Source organism: Citrobacter braakii (assembly GCF_002075345.1).
GTDB classification, from domain to species: domain Bacteria; phylum Pseudomonadota; class Gammaproteobacteria; order Enterobacterales; family Enterobacteriaceae; genus Citrobacter; species Citrobacter braakii.
Genome location: NZ_NAEW01000031.1, coordinates 1 through 26,012, shown reverse-complemented (window position 1 = coordinate 26,012; position 26,012 = coordinate 1). Strand labels below are relative to the sequence as shown.

At 51.6% G+C, this 26,012-nt stretch carries 25 protein-coding genes; 17 read left to right on the top strand and 8 right to left on the bottom strand.

Annotation, left to right across the window (positions count from 1 at the left end; all coding sequences use genetic code 11):
- Window positions 1–266: 266 nt before the first annotated feature.
- From BZK42_RS26350 to BZK42_RS26320, 6 genes are all read left to right on the top strand, one after another.
- On the top strand, window positions 267–686 hold the full coding sequence (locus BZK42_RS26350; RefSeq protein ID WP_016153176.1) for a translesion error-prone DNA polymerase V autoproteolytic subunit: 420 nt from the start codon (window positions 267–269) through the stop codon (window positions 684–686).
- A 2-nt stretch (window positions 687–688) separates the two neighbouring features.
- Window positions 689–1,957: a Y-family DNA polymerase gene (locus tag BZK42_RS26345; RefSeq protein ID WP_029139549.1), complete on the top strand. Its 1,269-nt coding sequence runs from the start codon at window positions 689–691 to the stop codon at window positions 1,955–1,957.
- Window positions 1,958–2,235: 278 nt separating this feature from the next.
- On the top strand, window positions 2,236–3,537 hold the full coding sequence (locus BZK42_RS26340; RefSeq protein ID WP_080860999.1) for an AppA family phytase/histidine-type acid phosphatase: 1,302 nt from the start codon (window positions 2,236–2,238) through the stop codon (window positions 3,535–3,537).
- A gap of 338 nt (window positions 3,538–3,875) precedes the next feature.
- Complete coding sequence (locus BZK42_RS26335; protein ID WP_003833178.1) at window positions 3,876–4,151, top strand: metal/formaldehyde-sensitive transcriptional repressor; 276 nt, start codon at window positions 3,876–3,878, stop codon at window positions 4,149–4,151.
- A gap of 32 nt (window positions 4,152–4,183) precedes the next feature.
- Window positions 4,184–5,302 carry an S-(hydroxymethyl)glutathione dehydrogenase/class III alcohol dehydrogenase gene (locus BZK42_RS26330; protein WP_016153173.1) on the top strand — a complete coding sequence of 373 codons (1,119 nt, stop codon included), beginning with the start codon at window positions 4,184–4,186 and terminating at the stop codon, window positions 5,300–5,302.
- Window positions 5,303–5,471: 169 nt separating this feature from the next.
- A complete protein-coding gene (locus tag BZK42_RS26320; protein WP_080860997.1) occupies window positions 5,472–7,160 on the top strand; it encodes a methyl-accepting chemotaxis protein in 1,689 nt (562 codons plus the stop codon).
- A gap of 45 nt (window positions 7,161–7,205) precedes the next feature.
- On the opposite strand, the gene BZK42_RS26315 is transcribed toward BZK42_RS26320, so the two are convergent.
- On the bottom strand, window positions 7,206–8,129 hold the full coding sequence (locus tag BZK42_RS26315) for a LysR substrate-binding domain-containing protein (protein WP_080860995.1): 924 nt from the start codon (window positions 8,127–8,129) through the stop codon (window positions 7,206–7,208).
- Between the two features lie 230 nt (window positions 8,130–8,359).
- Between BZK42_RS26315 and BZK42_RS26310 the strand changes: the two genes are divergently transcribed.
- The 5 genes from BZK42_RS26310 (at window position 8,360) to rimL (ending at window position 13,615) form a co-directional block, all read left to right on the top strand.
- Window positions 8,360–9,262 (top strand): manganese-dependent inorganic pyrophosphatase, encoded by a 903-nt coding sequence (locus tag BZK42_RS26310; protein WP_065554425.1) that lies wholly within the window; start codon window positions 8,360–8,362, stop codon window positions 9,260–9,262.
- Between the two features lie 120 nt (window positions 9,263–9,382).
- A complete protein-coding gene (gene hglS / locus BZK42_RS26305) occupies window positions 9,383–10,726 on the top strand; it encodes a 2-oxoadipate dioxygenase/decarboxylase HglS (protein WP_016156596.1) in 1,344 nt (447 codons plus the stop codon).
- Window positions 10,727–10,919: 193 nt separating this feature from the next.
- Entirely contained in the window at window positions 10,920–12,575 is a 1,656-nt protein-coding gene (locus BZK42_RS26300; RefSeq protein ID WP_029139548.1) for a glucan biosynthesis protein D, read from the top strand.
- A gap of 167 nt (window positions 12,576–12,742) precedes the next feature.
- Window positions 12,743–12,967: an HP1242/YdcH family protein gene (locus BZK42_RS26290; RefSeq protein ID WP_003833168.1), complete on the top strand. Its 225-nt coding sequence runs from the start codon at window positions 12,743–12,745 to the stop codon at window positions 12,965–12,967.
- Between the two features lie 102 nt (window positions 12,968–13,069).
- Window positions 13,070–13,615 carry a 50S ribosomal protein L7/L12-serine acetyltransferase gene (gene rimL / locus BZK42_RS26285; protein WP_080860993.1) on the top strand — a complete coding sequence of 182 codons (546 nt, stop codon included), beginning with the start codon at window positions 13,070–13,072 and terminating at the stop codon, window positions 13,613–13,615.
- Here the strand turns inward: rimL and ydcK are convergent.
- Window positions 13,607–14,587, bottom strand: a complete 981-nt coding sequence (ydcK, locus tag BZK42_RS26280; protein ID WP_080860991.1) for a YdcK family protein — start codon at window positions 14,585–14,587, stop codon at window positions 13,607–13,609. The two genes, rimL and ydcK, sit on opposite strands and share 9 nt — an antisense overlap.
- 113 nt (window positions 14,588–14,700) lie before the next feature.
- Between ydcK and tehA the strand changes: the two genes are divergently transcribed.
- The 3 genes from tehA (at window position 14,701) to BZK42_RS26265 (ending at window position 17,128) form a co-directional block, all read left to right on the top strand.
- Complete coding sequence (tehA, locus tag BZK42_RS26275) at window positions 14,701–15,702, top strand: dicarboxylate transporter/tellurite-resistance protein TehA (protein ID WP_016156593.1); 1,002 nt, start codon at window positions 14,701–14,703, stop codon at window positions 15,700–15,702.
- A complete protein-coding gene (gene tehB, locus BZK42_RS26270) occupies window positions 15,702–16,298 on the top strand; it encodes a tellurite resistance methyltransferase TehB (RefSeq protein ID WP_019076835.1) in 597 nt (198 codons plus the stop codon). The genes tehA and tehB overlap by 1 nt, the downstream gene beginning before the upstream one ends.
- 155 nt (window positions 16,299–16,453) lie before the next feature.
- A complete protein-coding gene (locus tag BZK42_RS26265; RefSeq protein ID WP_019076834.1) occupies window positions 16,454–17,128 on the top strand; it encodes a DUF3313 domain-containing protein in 675 nt (224 codons plus the stop codon).
- Window positions 17,129–17,163: 35 nt separating this feature from the next.
- Here the strand turns inward: BZK42_RS26265 and BZK42_RS26260 are convergent, their stop codons facing one another.
- Window positions 17,164–18,072, bottom strand: a complete 909-nt coding sequence (locus BZK42_RS26260) for a DMT family transporter (RefSeq protein ID WP_016153163.1) — start codon at window positions 18,070–18,072, stop codon at window positions 17,164–17,166.
- A 184-nt stretch (window positions 18,073–18,256) separates the two neighbouring features.
- On the opposite strand from BZK42_RS26260, the gene BZK42_RS26255 reads away from it, so the two are divergent.
- A complete protein-coding gene (locus tag BZK42_RS26255) occupies window positions 18,257–19,126 on the top strand; it encodes an AraC family transcriptional regulator (protein ID WP_016153162.1) in 870 nt (289 codons plus the stop codon).
- Here the strand turns inward: BZK42_RS26255 and BZK42_RS26250 are convergent.
- Window positions 19,109–20,275, bottom strand: a complete 1,167-nt coding sequence (locus tag BZK42_RS26250; RefSeq protein WP_080860989.1) for a benzoate/H(+) symporter BenE family transporter — start codon at window positions 20,273–20,275, stop codon at window positions 19,109–19,111. The genes BZK42_RS26255 and BZK42_RS26250 overlap by 18 nt on opposite strands.
- A gap of 105 nt (window positions 20,276–20,380) precedes the next feature.
- Here BZK42_RS26250 and BZK42_RS26245 point away from each other — a divergent pair, with 105 nt between their 5' ends.
- Both BZK42_RS26245 and BZK42_RS26240 read left to right on the top strand, forming a co-directional pair.
- Window positions 20,381–20,917 (top strand): helix-turn-helix domain-containing protein, encoded by a 537-nt coding sequence (locus BZK42_RS26245; RefSeq protein ID WP_016153160.1) that lies wholly within the window; start codon window positions 20,381–20,383, stop codon window positions 20,915–20,917.
- A gap of 79 nt (window positions 20,918–20,996) precedes the next feature.
- Window positions 20,997–22,958, top strand: a complete 1,962-nt coding sequence (locus tag BZK42_RS26240; protein WP_046275600.1) for a peptidase U32 family protein — start codon at window positions 20,997–20,999, stop codon at window positions 22,956–22,958.
- 3 nt (window positions 22,959–22,961) lie between these two features.
- On the opposite strand, the gene BZK42_RS26235 is transcribed toward BZK42_RS26240, so the two are convergent.
- From BZK42_RS26235 to BZK42_RS26220, 4 genes are all read right to left on the bottom strand, one after another.
- Window positions 22,962–23,192, bottom strand: a complete 231-nt coding sequence (locus tag BZK42_RS26235) for a DUF2554 family protein (protein WP_016153158.1) — start codon at window positions 23,190–23,192, stop codon at window positions 22,962–22,964.
- A 189-nt stretch (window positions 23,193–23,381) separates the two neighbouring features.
- On the bottom strand, window positions 23,382–23,507 hold the full coding sequence (locus tag BZK42_RS26230; protein WP_003020230.1) for a DUF2474 domain-containing protein: 126 nt from the start codon (window positions 23,505–23,507) through the stop codon (window positions 23,382–23,384).
- Window positions 23,507–24,517 carry a cytochrome d ubiquinol oxidase subunit II gene (cydB, locus tag BZK42_RS26225; protein ID WP_016153157.1) on the bottom strand — a complete coding sequence of 337 codons (1,011 nt, stop codon included), beginning with the start codon at window positions 24,515–24,517 and terminating at the stop codon, window positions 23,507–23,509. Before cydB ends, BZK42_RS26230 begins: the two co-directional genes overlap by 1 nt.
- Window positions 24,517–25,920, bottom strand: coding sequence for a cytochrome ubiquinol oxidase subunit I (locus BZK42_RS26220; protein ID WP_016153156.1), 1,404 nt, complete (start codon window positions 25,918–25,920; stop codon window positions 24,517–24,519). Before BZK42_RS26220 ends, cydB begins: the two co-directional genes overlap by 1 nt.
- Between the last annotated feature and the right edge of the window lie 92 nt (window positions 25,921–26,012).

Below are 26,012 nucleotides of genomic sequence, written 5' to 3'. Positions count from 1 at the left end.
TTTACGGGCCGTAAGTAACGAAGTCTGATGCAAATGTCAGATCGTATGCGCCTGTTAGGGCGCGGCTGGTAACAGAGCCTTATAGGCGCATCCGAAAAACCTCCGGCTATGCCGGAGGATATTTATTAGCCGATTATTTTTCCAGACATCATAAAAACTTACCGGCAAGATGGTTAAACAACGTCCAGTTCATCACACTCGCTACTTGATTGCTGCTCTTATTAAAACTACTGTATATAAATACAGTAAATGAGAGGCAGATTATTATGTTGTTTTTCCAGCCTGCGGAACGCCGCGAAATTAAACACTTTCCGTTATTTAGCGATCTTGTGCCCTGCGGTTTTCCATCTCCTGCGCAGGACTACGTTGAGAAACGTATCGACCTCAATGACCTGCTGGTACGGCATCCCAGCGCAACCTATTTTGTTAAATCATCTGGCGACTCCATGAGGGGGGCAGGGATCGGCGAGGGCGATTTACTGATTGTCGACAGCGCCAGAAAACCTGCCCATGGAGACATCGTTATTGCCGCCGTTGAGGGCGAATTCACCGTTAAACGCCTGCAATTACATCCGGTTGTGATGCTGAAGCCAGAGAACAGCGCCTACGCGCCGATCATGATTAGCAGCGAGGACACGCTGGATATATTTGGCGTGGTGACATTTATCATTAAAGCAGCGGGCTGATGATGTTTGCACTGGTGGATGTTAACGCGTTTTATGCCAGCTGTGAGTCGGCATTCCGGCCTGATCTGAAAGGGAAGCCCGTTGTCGTTCTTTCAAACAACGATGGCTGCGTTATTGCCAGCAGCGTAGAGGCAAAGGCGCTTGGCGTTAATATGGGCGCTCCGTACTTCAAACAGAAAGATCTGTTCAGGCGCTATGGCGTGTTCTGTTTTAGTTCGAACTACGAACTGTATGCGGATATGAGCAGCAGGGTGATGTCGATTCTGGAGGAGTTGTCGCCACGCGTGGAGATATACAGTATTGATGAAGCCTTTTGTGATTTAACGGGCGTGCGAAACTGCAGGGATCTTACGGATTTTGGTCAGGAAATCAGAGCAACCATTTTGCAGAAAACACGTCTTACGGTTGGGGTCGGTATCGCTCAGACCAAAACCCTGGCCAAACTGGCGAACCATGCGGCCAAAAAGTGGCAGGAACAGACGGGCGGAGTCGTGGATCTCTCAAATATTGAACGCCAGCGTAAGCTGATGGCAGCACTCCCGGTTGATGAAGTCTGGGGCATCGGACGCCGTATCGGCAAGAAACTGGACGTCATGGGCATTAAAACGGTTCTCGACCTGGCGGATACCGATATTCGCTTCATTCGTAAACATTTCAGCGTCGTGCTTGAGCGAACCGTCCGGGAATTGCGCGGTGAGCCTTGTCTGGCGCTGGAAGAATTTGCGCCGGATAAGCAGGAAATTATCTGCTCAAGATCGTTTGGTGAAAAACTCACGGATTACAACGCCATGAGAGAGGCCATTTGCACCTATGCTTCACGTGCTGCGGAAAAGCTGCGCAGAGAACACCAGTACTGCCGGTTTATCTCTACGTTTATCAAAACCAGTCCGTTTGCCCTGAATGAACCTTATTACGGTAACAGCGCATCGATAAAACTGCTGACGCCAACTCAGGATAGCCGGGACATTATTACAGCAGCCACGCGCAGCCTGGACGCCGTTTGGCGAGAGGGGCTACGTTATCAAAAAGCGGGCGTTATGCTGGGGGATTTTTTTAGCTCTGGCGTTGCACAGCTGAATCTTTTTGATAATAACGCCCCGCGGCGTAACAGCGATAAATTGATGGACCTACTGGATACTCTTAATGCTGAAAAGGGGAAAGGAACGCTCTACTTTGCCGGGCAAGGGATACAGCAGCCGTGGGCGATGAAGCGAGACATGCTTTCACCACGTTATACAACGAGATACAGTGATTTGCTGCGGGTAAATTGATAGTCAAAGAAGGCTTCCGCCCACCTTATTTATACCGGATCAATTATCCTTTCAATGACAGGACGTTGTAAATTGCCAACGATTCCATAACCTTGGATACCTTTCCAGCGCGGCTAAATTAGCGCTCCTTTAATACTTCGATAAGAGACAAAGTTGTTATTCAAAAAGTTGGATTGTTGTGAACTCAGGAGTAGGATTATTTCTATCTGATAGAACCAGTTATCGAACTGGCTTATACGAGTTGTTTGTTTTTCACTTACGAAAAGGTGGTGCTGGTAATGAGTACATTCATCATTCGTTTATTATTTTTTTCTCTCTTATGCGGTTCTTTCTCAATACATGCTGAAGAGCAGAATGGTATGAAACTTGAGCGGGTTGTGATAGTGAGTCGTCATGGAGTAAGAGCACCTACGAAGTTCACTCCAATAATGAAAAATGTCACACCCGATCAATGGCCACAATGGGATGTGCCGTTAGGATGGCTAACGCCTCGTGGGGGAGAACTTGTTTCTGAATTAGGTCAGTATCAACGTTTATGGTTCACGAGCAAAGGTCTGTTGAATAATCAAACGTGCCCATCTCCAGGGCAGGTTGCTGTTATTGCAGACACGGATCAACGCACCCGTAAAACGGGTGAGGCGTTTCTGGCTGGGTTAGCACCAAAATGTCAAATTCAAGTGCATTATCAGAAGGATGAAGAAAAAAATGATCCTCTTTTTAATCCGGTAAAAATGGGGAAATGTTCGTTTAACACATTGCAGGTTAAAAACGCTATTCTGGAACGGGCCGGAGGAAATATTGAACTGTATACCCAACGCTATCAATCTTCATTTCGGACCCTGGAAAATGTTTTAAATTTCTCACAATCGGAGACATGTAAGACTACAGAAAAGTCTACGAAATGCACATTACCAGAGGCTTTACCGTCTGAACTTAAGGTAACTCCTGACAATGTATCATTACCTGGTGCCTGGAGTCTTTCTTCCACGCTGACTGAGATATTTCTGTTGCAAGAGGCCCAGGGAATGCCACAGGTAGCCTGGGGGCGTATTACGGGAGAAAAAGAATGGAGAGATTTGTTAAGTCTGCATAACGCTCAGTTTGATCTTTTGCAAAGAACTCCAGAAGTTGCCCGTAGTAGGGCCACACCATTACTCGATATGATAGACACTGCATTATTGACAAATGGTACAACAGAAAACAGGTATGGCATAAAATTACCCGTATCTCTGTTGTTTATTGCTGGTCATGATACCAATCTTGCAAATTTAAGCGGGGCTTTAGATCTTAACTGGTCGCTACCCGGTCAACCCGATAATACCCCTCCTGGTGGGGAGCTTGTATTCGAAAAGTGGAAAAGAACCAGTGATAATACGGATTGGGTTCAGGTTTCATTTGTTTATCAGACGCTGAGAGATATGAGGGATATACAACCGTTGTCGTTAGAAAAACCTGCTGGCAAAGTTGATTTAAAATTAATTGCATGTGAAGAGAAAAATAGTCAGGGAATGTGTTCGTTAAAAAGTTTTTCCAGGCTCATTAAGGAAATTCGCGTGCCAGAGTGTGCAGTTACGGAATAAGTAACTAATTATTATATATAGCGTATTAAAAAATAGAAACCCCCGGTTTGTAGTCGGGGGTATTCGTATTGTTCATAATTACATGAGTCTTCAACTGACTGTTCTTTGCGAGTGACAAACCAGTTACGCTGCTCCAGAAAAAATCCGGTCTGTTCAGCGATGCAGAATACATCGACAAAGCGCTCGGTGTTGCGGCTCTAAAACCGCTTTACACGGTGATATGTCCACATATATCTAAATGTGCTGTTTGTGCAAATCATTAAAGAATAACAAGTTATTTATTTTACAATTAGTTAAAAATACTGATAGTATACCCCCCTATAGTATTTGGAGGGCGTATGCCGCATTCACCCGAAGATAAAAAACGCATTCTCACCCGTGTACGCCGTATTCGCGGTCAGGTTGATGCGCTTGAGCGCGCGCTGGAGTCCGGCGAGCCGTGTTTGGCTATCCTGCAACAAATTGCCGCCGTGCGCGGCGCATCCAATGGCCTGATGGGCGAAATGGTTGAGATCCACCTGAAAGACGAACTGGTCAGCGGGGAAACAACCCCAGACCAGCGTGCCGTGCGCATGGCTGAAATCGGCCATCTTCTGCGTGCTTATCTAAAATAACACCATCACCTCGCAATAATGGGAAGAGACAAATGAAATCACGTGCAGCAGTTGCATTCGGCCCCGGCCAACCGTTAAAAATTGTCGAAATCGATGTCGCACCGCCAAAGAAAGGTGAAGTGCTGGTTAAAATTACCCACACAGGCGTGTGCCATACTGATGCTTTTACGCTCTCAGGCGACGATCCGGAAGGGGTTTTCCCGGCGGTGCTCGGCCATGAAGGTGGCGGCATTGTGGTTGAAGTGGGTGAAGGCGTTACCAGCCTGAAACCGGGCGATCATGTGATCCCGCTATACACCGCAGAATGTGGCGAGTGTAAGTTCTGTAAATCGGGTAAAACTAACCTGTGTCAGGCCGTACGTGCGACCCAGGGCAAAGGTCTGATGCCGGATGGCACAACCCGTTTCTCGTATAACGGCGAGCCGATTTATCACTATATGGGCACCAGCACCTTCAGCGAATACACCGTTTGCGCGGAGATCTCTCTGGCGAAGGTTAACCCGCAGGCTCCGCTGGACAAAGTGTGTCTGCTGGGGTGTGGCGTGACCACCGGTATCGGAGCGGTCCATAACACCGCAAAAGTGAAAGAAGGCGATACCGTCGCCGTATTTGGTCTGGGCGGTATTGGCCTGGCGGTGATTCAGGGCGCGGCGCAGGCGAAAGCCGGGCGTATTCTGGCCGTTGATACCAATCCGGAAAAATTTACGCTGGCAGGTGAAATGGGCGCGACCGATTTCATCAATCCGAAGGATTACGACAAACCGATTCAGGATGTGATTGTCGAGCTTACCGATGGCGGCGTGGACTTTAGTTTCGAATGTATCGGTAACGTTAACGTGATGCGCGCGGCGCTGGAATGCTGCCATAAAGGATGGGGCGAAAGCATCATTATTGGCGTGGCAGGAGCCGGACAAGAGATCAAAACACGCCCGTTCCAGTTAGTTACCGGGCGTGTCTGGCGCGGTTCCGCGTTTGGCGGCGTGAAGGGGCGTACTCAGCTTCCTGGTATGGTTGAAGATGCGATGAGCGGGAAAATTCAGTTGGATCCGTTTATTACCCACCGTTTACCGCTGGAGCAGATTAACGACGCGTTCGATTTAATGCATCAGGGTAAATCCATCCGTACCGTTATCCACTTTGGCGATAACTGATTCATTGGCCAGCGGATTTCACCGCTGGCACTTTCCTGAATTTTTTTGAATTATGTTGTGAAAGTGTGACGAATCCGGCGCTTTTCACGGTAAGTAAACTTCCCGGATTGCCGATGACTATCTAACGGGCGTGTTTTCACGCATAAACCCTACAAGAGAGTCGACGGTCATGGACAACATTACATCGATGCAAGCCCAGCATAAACTGGGCTTTCTGCATCAAATCCGGCTGGTTCCGCTGTTTTCCTCCATTCTCGGTGGCATCCTTCTGTTGTTCGCCTTAAGTTCCGGGCTGGCAAGCTATTTTCTTATGCAGGCCGATCGCGATCAGCGCGACGTAACCGATGAGATTCAGGTCAGGATGGGGTTATCTAACAGCTCTAACCACTTGCGTACCGCGCGTATCAACATGATCCACGCCGGCGCGGCGAGCCGTATTGCCGAAATGGATGACATGAAGGCCAATATCGCCGAGGCAGAAAAACGGATTAAGCAATCGCAGGACGGTTTCAATGCTTATATGTCACGCGCGGTAAAAACGTCTGCCGATGAAGCGTTAGACGCTGAACTGAGCGCCAGCTTCAAAGCCTATACCGACGGCTTACAGCCGATGCTGAAGTACGCTAAAAACGGCATGTTTGAGGCGATCATCAACCATGAAAATGAACAGGCCAGACCGCTGGACTCTGCTTACAACAAGGTGCTGTTAAAGGCGATCGACATTCGTACCACCAGGGCGAATCAGTTAAGCGAACAGGCGCATCAGCGTACACAGCTTGGTATGGCTTTTATGCTGGGCGCATTTGTTCTTGCGCTGGCGCTGACCGTGATGACGTTCATTGTTCTGCGTCGTACCGTCATTCATCCTCTGTTGCGTGCCGCCCAGCGTATTGAGCAAATTTCAGCGGGGGATCTCACCATGCCGGAGGAACCGACCGGGCGCAGCGAAATTGGTCGCCTGAGCCGCCATCTGCAAACAATGCAACGTTCGCTGGGGACAACGGTAGGCACGGTGCGTCAGGGCGCGGAAGAGATTTATCGCGGTACCAGTGAGATTTCGGCGGGGAACACCGATCTGTCTTCACGTACCGAACAACAGGCTGCGGCGATTGAACAAACGGCGGCCAGTATGGAAGAGTTGACGGCGACGGTGAAGCAAAACGCCGACAACGCGCATCATGCGAGCAAGCTGGCAGAAGATGCCTCCGGTAAGGCCAGTCGGGGCGGTCAGATGGTTTCTGGCGTGGTCAAAACTATGGGCAATATCTCAACGAGTTCGAAGAAAATCTCCGAAATCACAGCCGTTATTAACAGCATTGCTTTCCAGACCAATATTCTGGCGCTGAACGCAGCGGTTGAAGCGGCGCGGGCAGGAGAGCAGGGCCGTGGGTTTGCCGTGGTTGCCAGTGAGGTGCGCACGCTGGCAAGCCGCAGCGCTCAGGCGGCAAAAGAGATTGAAGGATTGATCAGCGAATCAGTCCGACTGATTGACCAGGGCTCCGGAGAAGTGGTCGCTGCGGGCAATACGATGACGGATATTGTCGATGCGGTAAAACGCGTCACCGACATTATGCTGGAAATTGCGGCGGCCTCTGATGAGCAGAGCCGGGGTATCGTCCAGGTGAGCCAGGCAATTTCAGAAATGGATAAGGTAACGCAGCAAAATGCCTCGCTGGTTGAAGAAGCCTCTGCCGCAGCGGCATCGCTGGAAGAGCAGGCGGCGCGCTTAACGGAAGCTGTTGGCACATTCCGTTTAACAGGGACAAGTGCTATTAAACGCGCGCCTGTGACGACAAAGCCTGACCATTCACGCCCGCAGGCGGCAACTGCCAGTGGCGATAACTGGGAAACGTTTTAACAATAAAATCAATTAAGGGACCTGATGGTCCCTTAATTTTTGGCATCAAAACGGTACGGTTTTGCGTATTGCGGCGATCAGGATCTGCGCGGCCTGAGAGAGTTGCACATCGACACGGGTAAGAATGCCGATGGGTTCACCCGCACCGTGGGTGGGTATCGGCAACGACACCAGCGTCGCCTGGCGTAAATCTTCTCTAACCGCGCCTGAAGGGACAAACCACACATAGTCGTAATCGACCGTCAGTTGGCGGGAGAGTGATGCTGACAGCGTTTCAATACAGCCCGGCGGCATTTTGCAGCCCTGACTTTGCAACAACGCCTCTGCGTGCTGGCGAGGGGCGGTTCCTTTTGGTGAAACCACCACCGGCCACTCCATCACCCGACTCAGCGTGATGGTTTCCTGCAACAACGGGTGGTTAGGGCGCACGACCAGTTTGAGCGATTCCAGAAATAACAGCTCGTAGTTCAGACCAACCATCAATTCCGGATCGGCCATACGGCCAATGCCGAGATCAATTTCCCCTGACTTTAAACCCGCCAGGATCATGGGATTACTCATGGTGGCAACCTGCAGCGTGGTCTCCATTTGCTGCTTATGGAACGGGCCAATGACCGCCGGCAGAATGCCCAGGGCCGCGGTGGGTAAGGCGCCAATCCGTACAACATCCGTCTGTGACTCTTCGCGCTGGTTTAAGGCTTGTCCGGCGGTGTTGATCGCATCCAGCACTCTGACTGCGTGGGTAAGAAACTGTTCTCCGGGCAGCGTTAATTGTGCGCCAAGGCGGCCACGCTCAAAGAGCCGGGTACCGGTCAGTTGCTCCAGTTCATTCAGCGTTTTGGAGAGGGCTGGTTGGCTCAGGTTAAGGGTCTCAGCCGCGCGGCCCAACGTTCCCTGCTGTGCAACGGCGACAAAAGTATGAAGGTGGCGCAAGCGAATGCGCTGATTGAACAGAACATTTTTTTCCATAAGCGATGTTAAAAACAGAGTCGTATCGGTGACAAGTGAAGTTGTTCGATTTTGATAACCTGATAGCAAAATATTATTAACATTTATCCTATTTTACTTACAACTGATTTATTTTGCTTATGTTTTGTACAGCGTCACCGGGTGGTGGGATCATGGAAGAGAATCCGTCCAGTCGATATACTTTCGTTATTGTTTGCTTTTGAACCATTCTCTTCACAAGGTACTGATTAATGATAGATGTAATAGGGCACCTTAACCCCGATAGCGATGCCATTTGTACCGCCGCCATGACGGCGCGTTGGCTTACTTTACGTGGCCAGCAGGCGACGGCATGGCGTCTGGGCGAACCTAACCGCGAAACGCAATTTATCTTTGAACATGCAGGACTGACGATGCCCGAACGGCTGACGTTTGAACTGACCGATCGTGATGTGTGGCTGGTCGATTTCACCGAGCCTGCCCAGGGGCCGGCATCGCTGGCAGAAAGTAACGTCGTGGGAATTATCGATCATCACCGACTCGGTGGATTAGTCACTCGTCTGCCACCAGAAGTGTGGGTGAAGCCAGTTGGCAGCAGCGCGACGCTGTTATGGCAACTGATGACGGAAGAGGAGCGCAGCCAGTTATCTGCCGCTGAGGCCGTTTTATTGCTGGGTGCTGCATTGAGTGACACTGTCACGCTTCGCTCACCAACGACCACCTCTGACGATCGCCTGGCGGTGGAGGCCCTGGCCCAAAAAACCGGTGTGGATCTCGAGGCGTTTAGTCGCGACCTGCTGTCTGCTAAAACAAGCGTGGAAGGCATGAGCGCTCGCGAGCTTCTGCAGAAAGACATTAAAACCTTCACCATTCATGGACATTCTGTTTGTGTGGCGCAGCTTGAACTGTATGCGCTGCAACAGGTGGATGCGGTGCTGGACGATCTCCGTCTGGAAATGGCGCGCTATGCAGAGGAAAAGAATGCCGCGCTGGTTGTACTGATGCTCACCGATATTAATCTGGGCGACACCAGCCTGTGGTTTGCCGGTTCAGCGCTGTCAGACATCCCGCAGCCCTGTAAGGTGGAGGGGATGCTCAGCCGTAAAAAACAGATGTTGCCCTGGCTGGAAAGTCATTTAAAACCACGCCAGTAGGTTCTGTTCACCGTCTGTAGGGGTGGGAAATTTACGCGGGGTCACACTTTGTAAATTCTTCCCACCGGAGTCAGCGGCGTTTTCTACACTCCAGGTAATATTCACTGGAGGCATGACATTATGGCGAACACCATCACGGCAGATGAGATTCGGGAACAATTTTCGCAGGCAATGTCAGCAATGTACCAGCAGGAAGTCCCGCAATATGGCACGTTGCTGGAACTTGTCGCTGATGTGAATCTGGCGGTACTGGAAAATAATCCTACGCTGCATGAAAAACTGGCGAATGCAGATGAGCTGGCCCGGCTAAACGTTGAGCGCCACGGCGCCATTCGGGTGGGCACTGCGCAGGAGCTTTCTACGCTACGCCGGATGTTTGCCATTATGGGCATGTATCCGGTGAGTTATTACGATCTCTCCCAGGCCGGTGTTCCCGTGCATTCCACCGCGTTTCGTCCCATTGACGATGCGTCGCTTTCGCGCAACCCGTTTCGGGTATTCACCTCGTTATTGCGGCTCGAATTAATCGAAAACGCCGCGCTACGGCAAAAAGCCGCGGAGATCCTCGCAAAACGCGATATTTTCACCCGTCGTTGTCACGAACTGCTGGATGAGTTTGATGTGCAGGGCAGTTTTACGCCTGAGCAGGCGCAGGAGTTTGTGCAAGAAGCGCTGGAAACTTTCCGCTGGCATCAGCATGCCACGGTCGATGAGGCGACCTATCACGCATTGCACAATGAGCACCGGCTGATTGCTGATGTGGTGTGTTTCCCTGGGTGTCATATCAACCATCTGACGCCGCGTACGCTGGATATCGACCGGGTTCAGTCGATGATGCCGGAGTGCGGCATTGAACCCAAAATACTGATTGAAGGGCCGCCGCGCCGCGAGGTGCCCATTTTATTGCGCCAGACCAGTTTTAAAGCGCTGGAAGAGCCGGTGTTATTTGCCGGTGAAATGCGTGGCACTCACACGGCGCGTTTTGGTGAAATCGAACAGCGCGGCGTGGCCCTGACGCCGAAAGGCAGAGCATTGTACGACGAATTGCTGAATAAAGCGGGAACGGGAAAAGACAACCTGACACATCAGCTGCATTTGCAGGAGGTGTTCAAAGCATTCCCGGACAGCGAATTTCTGCTGCGCCAGCAGGGGCTTGCCTGGTTCCGCTACCGGCTGACGCCGTCGGGCGAGGCGCATCGACAGGCGATTCGCCCGGATGACGACCCGCAACCGCTCATTGAGCGGGGCTGGCTGGTTGCTCAGCCCATTACCTACGAAGATTTTTTACCGGTGAGCGCCGCGGGGATTTTCCAGTCTAATCTGGGGAATGAAACTCAGGCCCGTAGCCACGGTAATTCCAGCCGCGACGCGTTTGAACAGGCGCTGGGTTGTGCGGTTTATGATGAGTTTGCGTTGTATCAGGAGGCGCAAGATCGCAGTAAACGGCGGTGTGGTTTACTTTAATTGAATTTACATGGGATTCGGTCTGTTCCCATCGACATAAAATATTTTCGATTTTGTACAGATAATCGGCGACCAACAATTGGATTATTAATGAATTTTGTCTAGAGTGAGCGGTCAGAAATGTGCACTCTCTTGCCGCTGATTATGGCCGGCGCGGGACCATTTACACGACCAGAAGGACTTACTTTCAGGCATGAATCGCAGACGATTTATTAAAGGTTCAATGGCAATGGCCGCCGTGTGCGGAACCAGTGGTATTGCATCACTCTTTTCCAGCGCCGCCTTTGCGGCAGAGTCTGACATTGCAGACGGAAAAACCGTACGTTTTGATTTTTCCGTTCTGCAATCGATGGCCCATGACTTAGCACAGAAGCCCTGGGGCGGCGCACCGCGCGCGTTACCTGACACGCTGGCCAAACTGACGCCGCAGGCCTACAACAGCATTCAATATGACGCAGAGCAGTCTCTGTGGAACAATGTTGAAAATCGTCAGCTTGATGCGCAGTTCTTCCATGTGGGAATGGGCTTCCGTCGCCGCGTACGCATGTTCTCGGTTGATGGCAGCACGCATATGGCGCGCGAAATCCACTTCCGCCCGGAACTGTTTAAATACAATGATGCGGGCGTGGATACCAAACAGCTGGAAGGGCAGACTGACCTCGGGTTCGCCGGGTTCCGCGTGTTTAAAGCGCCAGAATTAGCCCGTCGCGATATCGTTTCTTTCCTGGGCGCCAGCTATTTCCGCGCCGTGGATGACACCTATCAGTACGGTTTATCGGCCCGCGGTCTGGCGGTAGATACCTACACCGACAGTAAAGAAGAGTTTCCTGATTTCACCTCTTTCTGGTTCGAAACGGTCAAACCGGGCGCAACCTCCTTTACCGTGTATGCGCTTCTCGACAGCCCCAGCGTAACCGGCGCATTTAAGTTCGTGATCCACTGCGAGAAAACGCAGGTGATCATGGATGTACAAAACCACATCTATGCGCGCAAAGACATCAAGCAGCTCGGTATTGCACCGATGACCAGCATGTTTAGCTGCGGCAACAACGAACGTCGGATGTGCGACACCATTCACCCGCAAATTCATGATTCCGACCGTCTGGCGATGTGGCGGGGCAATGGCGAGTGGATCTGCCGCCCGCTGAACAACCCGCAAAAACTGCAGTTCAACGCCTATACCGATAACAACCCGAAAGGGTTTGGCTTGCTGCAGCTCGATCGCGACTTCTCCCATTACCAGGATATCATGGGCTGGTACAACAAGCGTCCGAGCCTGTGGGTCGAACCGCGTAACCAGTGGGGCAAGGGGACTATCGGCCTGATGGAGATCCCGACGACCGGCGAAACGCTGGATAACGTCGTCTGCTTCTGGCAGCCTGAAAGGTCGATCAAAGCGGGCGATGATCTGGAATTCAAATATCGCCTGTACTGGAGTGCTCAGCCGCCGGTGCGTTCACCGCTGGCTCGCGTGATGGCGACCCGAACAGGCATGGGCGGCTTCCCGGAAGGATGGGCGCCGGGCGAGCACTACCCGGAAAAATGGGCGCGACGTTTTGCTGTTGATTTCGTTGGTGGCGATCTAAAAGCCGCAGCGCCGAAGGGTATTGAACCGGTGATTACGCTCTCCAGCGGTGAAGCGAAACAGATTGAGATCCTTTACGTGGAACCTATCGACGGTTATCGCATTCAGTTTGACTGGTATCCGACCTCTGACTCAACCGATCCGGTAGATATGCGTATGTTCCTGCGTTGTCAGGGCGACGCCATCAGTGAAACCTGGTTGTATCAGTACTTCCCGCCAGCGCCGGATAAACGTCAGTACGTTGACGACCGCGAGATGCGTTAATCACTCCCTTTACGGCTCTCCGAATGGGGAGCCGTATCTGTAATCCTCTTCACAACCATTCTGTACACTATTTACTCGATCCCGTTCGCATTTTTCTGTAAGTCAAGTGGGTACTCTGGAGGTGTGTATTTCTTATACACGTCCTTTTCCACTAACAGGGAGAAAGTATGTTTCCAGAATACAGAGACCTTATTTCCCGACTGAAATCCGAGAACCCTCGCTTTCTGTCCTTATTCGAAAAACACAACAGCCTTGATCATGAGATCTCCAGACTGGAAGGTTCGGATGGTCGGGGGTATAGTTTGGACATTGTTCGCCTTAAGAAACAGAAACTCCACCTGAAGGAAGATCTGCTCAAAATATTGCAAAAAGAGAGTGTCAGTGAGAGCTAAGTAAAACGGCGCTTGCTGTGTAAAAGGGCTTCCAAAAGGGAGCCCTTCCTGTTTTTATTTGATAAGCAGGGTGGCCTGCTTAACCATCATAACGGAATGAAAATGTCAGAAGTGATTACCATCAATGACACGCTGGAACTGCGTGCCGTAGAAGAGCAATACGTCACGCCTCTGCATCAGTTGGTGCTTAAAAATAAAAGCTGGCTCCAGCAGTCGCTGAACTGGCCGCAGTTTGTTGCCTCTGAGGAGGACACCCGCAAGAATGTGCAGGGCAATATGATGTTGCACCAGCGCGGTTACGCCAAAATGTTCCTGATTTTTGCTCAAGAAAATGTGGTCGGGGTTATCTCGTTTAACCAGATAGAACCGCTGAACAAAGCGGCTTATATCGGCTACTGGCTGGATGAGGAACATCAGGGTCAAGGCATCATGTCCCAGGCGCTACAGGCCTTAATTCATCATTATGCGCAGCGTCAGGAGATTCGCCGCTTCGTGATTAAATGTCGCGTAGAAAACGTTGAGAGCAACCAGGTGGCGCTACGTAATGGCTTCCAACTGGAAGGATGTATGCAACAGGCGGAATTCCTTAATGGTTATTACTATGATGTGAATCTCTACGCCCGCATCATTGATGGCTCTTCAGAATAAACCTGCGATAGGCGTGCGCGTAATGCGCTGTTCACCGTTAATCACTTTCGGTCCGCGTAGGTGAATGGCATCGCCATCAAACGCCTGGATATGCGCCTGACCGGTTATCTCAATGTGATGCTCGATCAGCACTTCGCCCAGCACGCAGACGTGGCCTTCAATCAGGATGTGGTCATCTAACTGGAGCGGTCCACCGCGTAATTGCGCATGACCGCCGACCAGCACGTGGTGTTTCAGCACGCAGTTACCTTCAACTACCGCGTGCTCCGCCACCTGCGAACTGTAGCGTAGGGTAGGTATGGCATCTTCTTCGCTCCCGGCGATGACGCGCGCATATCCATAGACTTTGGCGCAATCGCAAATCCAGACATTGTTCTCTTCATTACCTTCCACCTGTGCGAAATCAAAAACTTCCGCCCGATGTTCAATAAAGGCATAGTTGATTTTCGCATCGCCATAGATCTGCGCCTGATGCACCACTCGTGAGTGGCTGACAAAAGCCCGATCATAAATTTGCAGGAGCTGGTCGTTTTCACGGGTTAGCCCCCTGGCGGCGATGATTTCAGAGTCACACACCACGCGCGCATCACCAAAGACAAGGCACTCGCCGCGAACCACAGAATCCTGAATGGTGACGTTGTCACGTATTTGCGCGTTATGACTGATTTCAGCCCGGTCAATCCACACGTCATCGCTAATTTGCGCGCCATCTCTGACCACGCTTGCCTGAGTAATGCGGGCGTTTCCTGTAATCGTCGCGCCGGAAAATGCGAGCGCGTTTTCATCGTAAATCCAGCAATCACCGCTTTGTGACAGCACGCTTTCATTGTCGATCCAGCCACCGGGCGTGCCGGCCTGGACATCATTAAAATCAGTGAGCGCAATGATTTGGCGTAGTAATACGCTTTTTTTATTGCCATTATCCTGGTAACTAAAGGATCGAGACTCATCGCTGAGACGATATTTGGTCATAGCTCATTTCCATGTTGCGCACCTTAGTTAAACGTAGCAAAGTTTTCCGCACTGGCTAAATCAGCGGAAATTCCATAAAATGCATTTCAAATATACTTTAAAAAATAAACAAAATGAGTAAGAACAAGCAGAGTGAGCGGGTCCTCAATCTTCCGGCCGGTTATTTTGGCATGGTACTGGGCATCATTGGGATGGGGTTTGCGTGGCGTTATGCCAGTCAGGTGTGGCCAGTGAGTCACTTGATTGGCGACGGTTTAGTGATCCTCGCAATGGTCATTTGGGGGCTGCTGACGCTGGCCTTTCTTAGCCGTTTACTGCGTTTTCCGCATAGCGTATTGGCGGAAATTCGTCACCCGGTGATGAGCAGCTTTGTCAGTCTGTTTCCGGCCACAACGATGCTGGTCGCGATTGGTTTTGTCCCGTGGTATCGACCGCTGGCGATTGGGTTGTTCAGCATTGGCGTGGTGATACAGTTGGCCTACGCCGCCTGGCAAACGGCAGGGTTGTGGCGTGGATCGCATCCAGAGGAAGCCACCACGCCGGGTCTGTATCTGCCGACCGTCGCCAATAACTTTATCAGTGCAATGGCCTGTGGCGCACTGGGTTTCAACGACGCAGGATTGGTGTTTTTGGGCGCCGGGGTTTTTTCCTGGCTCAGTCTGGAGCCGGTGATTCTGCAACGTTTACGTAGCTGCGGCGAGTTGCCTGCGGTGTTACGTACTTCACTTGGCATTCAACTGGCGCCTGCGCTGGTCGCCTGCAGCGCCTGGCTTAGCGTCAACGGCGGCGAGGGCGATACGTTAGCCAAAATGTTGTTCGGCTATGGTCTGCTGCAACTTTTGTTCATGCTGCGGCTCATGCCGTGGTATTTGTCACAGCCATTTAATGCGTCTTTCTGGAGCTTTTCGTTTGGCGTATCGGCTCTGGCAACAACAGGGCTGCATCTGGGCCACGGTAGCGAGTCAGGATTTTTTCATACGCTGTCGATCCCACTGTTTATTTTTACCAATTTTATCATTGCATTATTACTGGTACGTACGTTTGCATTGCTGATGCAGGGGAAACTGCTCATCCGCACGGAGCGTGCTGCATTACTGAAATCTGAGGATAAATAATGACCCTTTGCGACGAAAACTACTTTACTGAGAAATACGATTTAACTCGTACGCATTCCGATGTTGTTGAAGCGGCAAAAATTGTTAAGCCAGGTAAAACGTTAGACCTGGGCTGCGGTAACGGTCGTAACAGCCTGTACCTCGCGGCAAACGGTTATGACGTGACAGCATGGGATAAAAATCCCATGAGCATCGCTAACCTTGAGCGTATAAAAGCGGCGGAAGGGCTGACCAATCTGCACGCGAACGTCGCGGATCTCAACGCATTACACTTTGATGGCGAATATGATTTTATTCTTTCTACCGTTGTGCTGATGTTCCTTGAAGCCAAAACTATCCCTGGCCTTATTGAAAATATGCAGCGGTGCACTAAACCGGGCGGATATAACTTAATCGTCGCGGCGATGGATACCGATGATTTTCCGTGTACCGTGGGTTTCCCGTTCGCGTTTAAAACCGGAGAATTGCGCAATTATTACAGCGGATGGGATCTGCTGAAATATAACGAAGACGTGGGTGAACTTCATCGTACGGATGAAAACGGTAATCGAATTAAACTGCGCTTTGCCACAATGCTGGCACGCAAAACTGCCTGAACCTCCCGCCTGGGTTAACTCTTTCTGCGCTCAGCATTTTTTGTGCCGGGCGTAGAGAGAAAATTGTGCGGTGTTTACCATTTTTAGTACATCCAAAATGAAACGGTTTTGCTATCCTTTTTAAGCATCATTGCGAAAACTAAAGGGATCGTTTCATGCGTACTCAAACTTTATTTAAAGTTGCAGTGCTTACTGGCTTGTTGGCATTATCCGGCTGTGCGTCAAAAGTGACTGCGCCGGATAAATATTCTGGGTTTTTAAAAAATTACTCTGATTTGAAGGAAACACAATCAGCATCGGGACAAACCGTACTCCGTTGGGTTGATCCGAGCTACAACGAATCCAAATATGACAACATTGTATATAACCCGGTAACGTATTATCCGGTTCCTAAACCTACCACGCAGGTAGGGCAGCAGGTTCTTGATCAACTGCTGACCTACACCAATACCCAGTTGAAATCCGCCATCAGCAAGCGTAAGCCCCTGGTTACTACCCCTGGGCCACGTAGCCTGATTTTCCGCGGAGCGATTACCGGTGTTGCAACGAGCAAAGAAGGACTGCAGTTCTATGAAGTGATCCCGGTTGCGCTACTCGTTGCGGGAACACAAATGGCAACGGGTCACCGTACCATGGATACCAACCTCTATTTCGAGGGTGAGTTGATTGATGCTGCGACCAATAAACCGGTAATTAAAGTTGTACGTAAGGGTGAAGGTAAAGATCTGAGCAACGAAAATACGCCGATGGCGTTCGAAACGTTGAAGAAAGTTATTGATGACATGGCGACGGATGCCACCATGTTTGACGTGAACAAAAAACCACAATAATAATCAACGCACCATCTCAGGATGGTGCGTTTTTTTTATGCCACCCGGCGTCGATAGAATAGTTTACCCATCAGCACTTCTGGTCGGGCAAACATCACCATATTCCCCAGTAAAATCAATACCAATCCGGCAATAGCGTTAACTTGCCAGACGTATCCTTCATACAATGTTGACAGCGTTAGCGCAACCAGCGGGAAAAGCAGGGTACTGTATGCCGCCCTACTGGGACCAATGCGACCTACCAGTGTGAAATAAGCGCCGAAAGCAATCACTGAGCCAAAAATAGCCAGATATAACAGCGCGCTGAGATAGCTGAATGTCCACTGTGGCGTAAAATTGTCCCCGCGCATCAGCGCAATGGCAGCGATCAACAGCGTGCCGTACAGCATGGCCCAACTGTTGGTCGTTAACACTTCCAGCCCTTTTTTCTGGTGACGCATGCTGATCATATTACCCAATGAGAAACCGAAGGTTCCAAGGGCGCTTAAGCCGATACCCAGCAGCAAGGAATGATTGAATCCGCTGTTGAGCAAATCCTGCCAGAACAGAGTCACAATGCCCGTCAGTCCAAGACCGGCTGCTATATAGAAACGCAGCGGTGGTTTTTGCCCAAAAAAGATGAAGCTATTGACCGCATTGAACAGGACGGCCATTGAGAAAATCACCGACTCCAGGCCGGTATTAATCCAGGCCGCAGCCGTATAAAAACACCAGAAGTTGAAGCAAAAAACGCATCCACCCTGTAACAGACAAAACAGATGATCGCGACCAGACAGTTTGCGTAATTTACCGCTAACCAGCAGGATCACTATCATCAGCGAACTGGCAACGGCGAAGCGCCAAAAGATAGAAACCGGCGCAGAAACCGGGCCCTGCTGCAAATAAATCGCAATCCATGTCGTTCCCCAAATTACCACCACCAGGCAGTACAACAGTGCGTTCATACAACTCTCTCTTTTTTGGATTCAGGTTCACACTGTGTCATGTCTGGCGGCAGGAGGCTTTCATCGGTTTGCGGCGGACTTGCAAAATCTTGCGCTTTTTTAGCGTAAAAGCGAAAAGGAAGCTGTTAACAATATGTGGCTGTTATAGACTGAAAGCCTGCTAACTTATTTTGAATGTGATGGTATGCCTCAGCCCTACGATGCCTTTGAAAACTTACGCAAACATAATGCCGTGCTGCATGAATCGGTTGCGTTACATTCAGGGATCCAACTGGCGGCCTGGTCAAACAAACGCGATACCATCACCCAGTATTGCGATCACCATACGCTCAGTTTATATATCGCGGATGGCTACGAGAGTTACCACAAAACGGCGGGGGGCTGGAAGAATGGCGGCGGACCGGACCGTTTTTGCCTGATGCCGAAAGAGAGCGAGTCAAGTTGGGATATCCGCGACGCTCTCTCCTTTGTTCATCTCTATTGTACCGACGAACATCTGCGCGAAGTGGGTGAAAAAGTCTGGGATAAAAGCCCCTATAGCTTCACGCTGGACGAGCACACGTTTGGCAGTGACCCGGGGATCACGGCGGTTTACCGTCAGTTTCTGCTTGATAACGACTGGCAGCAACCGGCCAATCACCTCACGCTCAGCGCGGCATCTTCGCTACTGTTAACGCATCTGATCCAGCATTACAGCAACGTTCAATGGCGATTGCCCACCGTCACCGGGGGACTCGCGCCCGTCACCTTGCGTAACGTGCTGGCCTATATTGACGCGCATCTGGCGTACCCGATCACCCTGAACGATCTGGCTAGCGAGGCGGCGCTCAGCGAATTCCATTTTGCCAGAATGTTTCGCCAGTCGATGAATATGGCACCGCATCAGTACGTGATGCAACGTCGTATGGCGCTGGCGCAGCATCTGGTCTGTTACACTTCACGCAGTTTGTCAGATATTGCGATGACCTGCGGATTCAGTTCGGCAAGCCATTTTAGTAACCGGTTTAAACAGGTAACCGGTAAAACGCCAACGCAGCTACGTGCGGCGAAATAACGTCAACACGGCGTAGCAGATACCACCTACGACCAGCCCCCAGAATGCAGATCCAACCCCCAATAACGTCAGGCCGCTGGCCGTGACCAAAAACGTAACGATGGCTGCGTCGCGTTCCGCTTCATTATGCAACGCCTGATACAAACTACCGCTAATCGTCCCGAGCAAGGCCAGACCGGCCAGCATCTGGATCCAGCTTACGGGCAGTGCCGCCATTAGTCCTGTGACTGAACCGCCAAACACCCCAGCCAGAAGATAGAAGACGCCAGCCGCGGCGGCGGCGAGCCAGCGTCGTTTGGCATCAGGATGCGCTTCGGGACTTTGGCAAATTGCGGCGGTTATGGCGGCAATGCAGATGGAGTAGACACCAAACGGCGAAAACAGCAGCGCCAGCAGACCGGTAAAGATAATGAGCGGTGAAACGGGTAATGAATAGCCCGAGGCATTCATAGTGGCAATACCAGGGGCATTTTGTGAAGCCATGGTAACCAGAAACAGCGGTAGCGCAATGCTGATACTGTGGGCAAATGAAAAGTGTGGGGCAATAAACGCAGGCATGACCGGCGACAAATTCACTCCGCTTGTGACAATGTCACCTTTTATTAGCGCGATAACGATACCCGCCAGCATCGCGGCGATCGTCGCGTACCGTGGGGCTGTGACTTTAAATACCAGCCATGCCACCAGCATACTACCGCACAAAATAAGCTCACTGTTGAGGCTATTAAAGGCCTGCAGACCAAAGCGCAGTAGGATCCCGGCCAGCATGGCTGATGCCAGTGAGTGGGGGATTATTTTCATCAGACGGGCAAACAATCCGGTTATGCCGCACAGCACAATCAACGCGTTAGCTACGATAAAAACGCCGATAGCATCCTGAATCGATACCCCGTGCAGACCCGTAACCAGCAGCGCGGCGCCAGGTGTTGACCAGGCCGTGAGCACAGGAGCGCGATACCATAACGTCAGCGCCAGCGTACTGACGCCCATTGCAATCCCCAGCGCGGTCATCCAGCCCGCGATTTGATCGGTGGTCGCACCTGCGGCCAGGGCCGCTTGCCAGATAATGGCAGCCGAGCTGGCGTAACCGACCAGGACAGCCACAAACCCCGATAATACGGTGGGTAGTGGGATGGAAAATGCGCGCATAGTCACTCCGTGTGCGTTATAACGGTCAATCAATGTAGCACTGTGCGTTATAGCGTACAAGTGCTAAGCTGTAGCCTTGAGAAAGGAGAGTCAGGAAGGCGAAAAATGGAAAACTTAACCCACTATCTGGCCACAACGCTCCGCACGCTACGTCACCAGCGGGAATGGAGCCTGTCACGTTTAGCGGAGGAAACCGGCGTGTCAAAAGCCATGTTGGGGCAGATTGAGCGCAACGAATCCAGCCCAACGGTGGCGACATTGTGGAAAATTGCTACCGGACTGAACGTGCCATTCTCGACGTTTATTTCACCGCCAGAGTCAGACGGCGCGCCAACATTCGATCCCCAGCAGCAGGCGATGGTCGTCACGCCATTGTTTCCGTGGGACCCACAGCTGTGCTTCGATCATTTTTCGATACAGCTGGCACCCGGCGCACTCAGTGAATCGACTCCGCATGAAACCGGCGTTATAGAGCACGTGGTGGTGATAAATGGGCTGCTGGATATGTGTATTGAGGGGCAGTGGCGCACCATGAAATCCGGCGAGGGGGTGCGTTTTGCGGGAGACAGGGCGCATAGCTACCGTAACAGTAGCGAACAAACGGTTCACTTTCATTCCCTGATCCATTACCCGCGCGGTTAATCGGGAAAACTATTCCGAAAAGCCGCGCTTGTGACTACAATAGCCGCCATTTTTACCACTTGTGGATGGTAACAACTGTATGCGCCAGCAGCCTCATCACCTTGAATTGTTAAGCCCGGCCCGGGATACCGCCATTGCACGTGAAGCCATTTTGCACGGCGCTGACGCCGTTTACATTGGCGGACCGGGTTTTGGCGCGCGTCATAACGCCAGTAACAGCCTGAAAGATATCGCCGAACTGGTGCCGTTTGCGCATCGTTACGGGGCGAAAATCTTTGTGACGCTGAATACAATCTTGCATGATGATGAGCTGGAGCCCGCACAGCGATTAATTACCGATCTGTATCAGACCGGCGTTGACGCCCTGATTGTGCAGGATATGGGGATTCTGGAGCTGGATATTCCTCCCATTGAGCTGCACGCCAGCACCCAATGTGATATTCGCAGCGTCGAGAAGGCGAAGTTTCTTTCTGACGTCGGATTCACCCAAATTGTCCTCGCGCGCGAACTAAGCCTTGAGCAGATACACGCCATTCATCAGGCTACGGATGCAACTATTGAATTTTTCATTCACGGTGCGCTGTGCGTCGCCTATTCAGGCCAGTGTTATATTTCACATGCGCAAACCGGACGTAGCGCTAACCGCGGTGACTGTTCTCAGGCTTGTCGCCTGCCGTATACCCTGAAAGACGATCAGGGGCGCGTGGTGTCCTATGAAAAACATCTGCTGTCGATGAAAGATAACGATCAGACCGCCAACCTCGGCGCGTTGATTGACGCAGGCGTGCGCTCATTCAAAATTGAAGGGCGCTATAAAGACATGAGCTATGTGAAGAATATTACCGCGCATTATCGTCAGATGCTGGACGCCATTATTGAAGAGCGCGGCGATCTTGCCCGTTCTTCAGCCGGGCGTACCGAACATTTCTTTACTCCATCCACGGAAAAGACCTTCCATCGCGGCAGCACCGATTATTTTGTGAATGCCCGTAAAGGGGATATCGGCGCATTCGACTCACCAAAGTTCATCGGTCTGCCGGTTGGCGAAGTCCTGAAGGTGGCAAAAGATCATCTCGATGTTGAGGTAACAGAACCGCTGGCCAACGGGGATGGTCTGAACGTGTTAATCAAGCGTGAGGTCGTCGGATTTCGCGCCAACACCGTTGAAAAAACGGGGCACAATCGTTATCGGGTGTGGCCGAATGAAATGCCCGCCGACCTGCACAAAGTGCGCGCCAACCATCCGCTGAACCGCAATCTCGATCATAACTGGCAGCAAGCGTTGACCAAAACCTCCAGCGAACGCCGCGTCGCGGTCGATATTGAGCTGGGCGGCTGGCAGGAACAGTTGATCCTGACGCTTACCAGTGAGGAGGGGGTGAGTATCACCCATACGCTGGACGGCCAGTTTGAGGAAGCGAACAATGCAGAAAAAGCGTTGAGCAACCTGCAGGATGGCCTGGCAAAACTGGGACAAACGCTGTATTACGCCCGTAATATTCAGGTGAATCTGCCGGGAGCATTGTTCGTGCCGAACGGTCAACTGAATCAGCTGCGACGTGAAGCGGTCGACATGCTGGATGCAGCTCGTTTGCAAAACTATCAGCGCGGTCGCCGTAAACCGGTTGCCCAGCCGGCGCCGGTTTACCCGCAAACGCATCTGAGCTTTCTGGCTAACGTCTACAACCATAAAGCGCGAGAGTTTTATCACCGTTATGGCGTGCAGTTGATTGATGCCGCCTATGAGGCGCATGAAGAAAAGGGCGATGTGCCGGTGATGATCACCAAACATTGCCTGCGTTTTGCGTTTAACCTGTGTCCGAAACAGGCGAAAGGAAATATCAAAAGCTGGAAAGCCACGCCGATGCAGCTGGTTAACGGCGATGAGGTCCTGACGCTGAAATTTGATTGCCGACCGTGCGAAATGCACGTGATCGGCAAGATGAAACATCACATTCTGAAGATGCCGTTGCCGGGCAGCGTGGTGGCTTCCGTCAGCCCTGAAGAACTGCTGAAAACGTTGCCAAAGCGTAAAAGCTAACGGTTAGCTCTGATGTGTATCGGGTTTGCGTGATTTTTGCCAGTAATGGTGTTCGCGAAGATCGGCGGCGGATTCTTCCGCCGTCATTCGTAGTTCATCGCTGTCGGCCGTGTGTCGTAATAAGTGATCGGCATCCTGCACCTGAAGATATTCATGTCCCTGATTAGTAGCGAGAAGCTGACCGGAAAAAAGCGCGCTGGCCAGCAATAACACCGTTAACCCTTTCTTAAACATCATGCACCCTCTGGTACGTTAGCTGCGGAATTGACGATAATTTCGCCAGGTGACTATTCAATATTTTAATCGGGTTAATGACAATCTCTGTTTTGTCATTTCGATGTTTTTTACATTTTTGTTTAGATAACGTTGGGATTTGTCACAACCGGGCAGTGCAGCGCTGCCCGGTTGTTATCAGAGAGAGAATCAGGATTTAAATCCGGCGGCCGTCATCAGGAGACGAAAGAACATACCAACGGCGGCCAGGGCCAGCACGCTGCCGCCCCAGAGGATCACCAGCCACATCAGGCGTTTCCAGATTGTTTGTTGCATCAATGATACCCCTCACCATGTTGAACTTTGCCGCGGAAAACGTAGTAGCTCCAGAAGGTGTACACCAGGATTATCGGGATAATCAGCAGCGCGCCAACCAACATAAAGCCCTGACTCTGCGCCGGAGCTGCCGCCTGCCACAGCGTAATGGAAGGTGGAATGATGTGGGGCCAGATACTGATCCCCAGCCCGCTGAACCCGAGAAAAATCAGCCCCAGCGTCAATACAAAAGGCAGCGTATGGCTGTTTTGCTGACCCAGCGAGCGCCACAGCCAGAGGCTAATCAGCGCAACCAGGAGCGGAACCGGCATCAGGAACCACAGATTAGGCAGGCTAAACCAACGCTCGGCAATGGCGCTGTGCGCCAGCGGCGTCCACAGACTGATAATGGCAATGACAACCAGCATCGCCAGCAGCAGTTTTCTTGCCACGCAGCGCATTTTATCCTGCAACGGATTTTCGCTTTTCATCACCAGCCATGTTGCCCCCAACAGGGCGTAGGCTACAACCAGGCCCACGCCGCAGAACAGGGTAAAGGGGGTCAGCCAGTCGAAAGGACCGCCGCTGTAGCTGCGTCCGGTGACGGAAAACCCATTGAGTACGGCACCGACCACAATACCCTGAGTGAATGTCGCGAGGATTGAACCGCCGAGAAAAGCTTTATCCCAGAATGGTCGATGCGCCGGCGTGGCTTTGAAGCGAAACTCAAACGCGACGCCGCGAAATATCAGGCCGATGAGCATCAGGGTCAACGGGATCGTCAGCGCATCGACAATCACCGCATAGGCCAGGGGAAAAGCCCCGAATAATCCGGCGCCACCCAACACCAGCCAGGTTTCATTACCGTCCCATACCGGGGCGACGCTGTTGACCATCACATCGCGGTCATCCGCATCCGAAATCGCAGGGAATAAAATACCGATCCCGAGATCAAAACCGTCCATCACGATATACATCAGCGTGGCGAACACGATAATTACAAACCAGATAACTGATAAATCGATACCCATTAGCGGTGTGCCTCCGGTTGAGAATCGAGAACGACAGCAGAAAGCGGCCGTGCCGGCGTGCCTGTTGGTGGAATGGTCGGCTCATCTTCCTGTGGTCCTTTACGGATCAGGCGGATCATGTAGCTGTAACCCACGCCAAACACCGAGCTATACACCACAAAGAAAGACAGTAGGCTGATGCTCATATGTAAATCACCATGTGCGGAAACCGCATCCGCCGTACGTTGCAAACCGTAAACCACCCACGGCTGACGGCCAACTTCGGTGGTCACCCAGCCAGCAAGGATGGCAATCAGACCGGAGGGCCCCATCCACAATGCAAAACGCAGGAAAGGACGTGAGGTGTATAGCCGCTCCTTATAACGCAGCCACAGGGCAAACGCGCCCAGCAGGATCATCAGCATGCCTAACCCTGCCATAATGCGAAACGACCAGAACACGATGGTGGAATTGGGCCTGTCTTCCTTCGGAAATTCTTTTAACGCCGGGACCTGTTTATCCAGACTATGAGTCAGGATCAGGCTGCCCAGCGCCGGGATTTCCAGCCCATAGCGGGTGCGCTCCTGCTCCATATCCGGCCAGCCGAACAACAGCAGCGGGGTCGGTTCACCAGGCGGATTTTCCCAGTGTCCTTCAATCGCCGCAATTTTTGCAGGCTGGTGCTTCAGCGTATTCAACCCGTGCATATCGCCAATTAAGGCCTGCAGCGGGGCGACGATTAACGTCATCCACAGCGCCATTGAAAACATAGCGCGAATTGCTGGCGTGCTATTACCGCGCAATAAATGCCATGCGGCTGATGCCGCGACAAACAGCGCGCTGCTCAGGAAGGCAGCAACGGACATATGCAGCAAACGATAAGGGAAGGAAGGATTGAAAATCACGGCGAACCAGTCGACGGGAACGACTTGCCCGTTAACAATTTCATAGCCCTGTGGCGTTTGCATCCAGCTGTTGGAGGCGAGGATCCAGAAGGTAGAAATAATAGTACCCAGCGCAACCATACAGGTCGCGAAGAAGTGAAGTCCTGGGCCAACCCGATTCCAGCCAAACAGCATTACCCCAAGGAAGCCCGCTTCGAGGAAGAAGGCGGTTAATACTTCATAGGTCAGCAGCGGCCCGGTGATGCTACCGGCGAACTCGGAAAAACCACTCCAGTTCGTGCCGAACTGATAAGCCATCACCAGCCCGGAAACCACGCCCATACCAAAGTTTACGGCGAATATTTTCGACCAGAAATGGTATAGCGAGCGCCAGGTCGGATTTTTCGTTTTTAACCATAACCCTTCGAGCACCGCCAGATAACTGGCGAGGCCAATGGTAATCGCCGGAAAGATGATGTGAAAGGATACCGTAAACGCGAACTGGATCCTCGCCAGGTGAAACGCATCGAGACCGAACATGCAGAACTCCATATAATTTTTATGTGAGTTGCATTCTAAGCCGCGCTACATCTGGGTTGCAGAAACAGTCCGCGTTTATTAAGTCATAACAG

Coding starts and splice junctions, on each gene's coding strand:
- BZK42_RS26350 (WP_016153176.1), top strand. CDS start 267: ATGTTGTTTTTCCAGCCTGCGGAACGCCGCGAAATTAAACACTTTCCG.
- BZK42_RS26345 (WP_029139549.1), top strand. CDS start 689: ATGTTTGCACTGGTGGATGTTAACGCGTTTTATGCCAGCTGTGAGTCG.
- BZK42_RS26340 (WP_080860999.1), top strand. CDS start 2,236: ATGAGTACATTCATCATTCGTTTATTATTTTTTTCTCTCTTATGCGGT.
- BZK42_RS26335 (WP_003833178.1), top strand. CDS start 3,876: ATGCCGCATTCACCCGAAGATAAAAAACGCATTCTCACCCGTGTACGC.
- BZK42_RS26330 (WP_016153173.1), top strand. CDS start 4,184: ATGAAATCACGTGCAGCAGTTGCATTCGGCCCCGGCCAACCGTTAAAA.
- BZK42_RS26320 (WP_080860997.1), top strand. CDS start 5,472: ATGGACAACATTACATCGATGCAAGCCCAGCATAAACTGGGCTTTCTG.
- BZK42_RS26315 (WP_080860995.1), bottom strand. CDS start 8,129: ATGGAAAAAAATGTTCTGTTCAATCAGCGCATTCGCTTGCGCCACCTT.
- BZK42_RS26310 (WP_065554425.1), top strand. CDS start 8,360: ATGATAGATGTAATAGGGCACCTTAACCCCGATAGCGATGCCATTTGT.
- hglS (WP_016156596.1), top strand. CDS start 9,383: ATGGCGAACACCATCACGGCAGATGAGATTCGGGAACAATTTTCGCAG.
- BZK42_RS26300 (WP_029139548.1), top strand. CDS start 10,920: ATGAATCGCAGACGATTTATTAAAGGTTCAATGGCAATGGCCGCCGTG.
- BZK42_RS26290 (WP_003833168.1), top strand. CDS start 12,743: ATGTTTCCAGAATACAGAGACCTTATTTCCCGACTGAAATCCGAGAAC.
- rimL (WP_080860993.1), top strand. CDS start 13,070: ATGTCAGAAGTGATTACCATCAATGACACGCTGGAACTGCGTGCCGTA.
- ydcK (WP_080860991.1), bottom strand. CDS start 14,587: ATGACCAAATATCGTCTCAGCGATGAGTCTCGATCCTTTAGTTACCAG.
- tehA (WP_016156593.1), top strand. CDS start 14,701: ATGAGTAAGAACAAGCAGAGTGAGCGGGTCCTCAATCTTCCGGCCGGT.
- tehB (WP_019076835.1), top strand. CDS start 15,702: ATGACCCTTTGCGACGAAAACTACTTTACTGAGAAATACGATTTAACT.
- BZK42_RS26265 (WP_019076834.1), top strand. CDS start 16,454: ATGCGTACTCAAACTTTATTTAAAGTTGCAGTGCTTACTGGCTTGTTG.
- BZK42_RS26260 (WP_016153163.1), bottom strand. CDS start 18,072: ATGAACGCACTGTTGTACTGCCTGGTGGTGGTAATTTGGGGAACGACA.
- BZK42_RS26255 (WP_016153162.1), top strand. CDS start 18,257: ATGCCTCAGCCCTACGATGCCTTTGAAAACTTACGCAAACATAATGCC.
- BZK42_RS26250 (WP_080860989.1), bottom strand. CDS start 20,275: ATGCGCGCATTTTCCATCCCACTACCCACCGTATTATCGGGGTTTGTG.
- BZK42_RS26245 (WP_016153160.1), top strand. CDS start 20,381: ATGGAAAACTTAACCCACTATCTGGCCACAACGCTCCGCACGCTACGT.
- BZK42_RS26240 (WP_046275600.1), top strand. CDS start 20,997: ATGCGCCAGCAGCCTCATCACCTTGAATTGTTAAGCCCGGCCCGGGAT.
- BZK42_RS26235 (WP_016153158.1), bottom strand. CDS start 23,192: ATGTTTAAGAAAGGGTTAACGGTGTTATTGCTGGCCAGCGCGCTTTTT.
- BZK42_RS26230 (WP_003020230.1), bottom strand. CDS start 23,507: ATGCAACAAACAATCTGGAAACGCCTGATGTGGCTGGTGATCCTCTGG.
- cydB (WP_016153157.1), bottom strand. CDS start 24,517: ATGGGTATCGATTTATCAGTTATCTGGTTTGTAATTATCGTGTTCGCC.
- BZK42_RS26220 (WP_016153156.1), bottom strand. CDS start 25,920: ATGTTCGGTCTCGATGCGTTTCACCTGGCGAGGATCCAGTTCGCGTTT.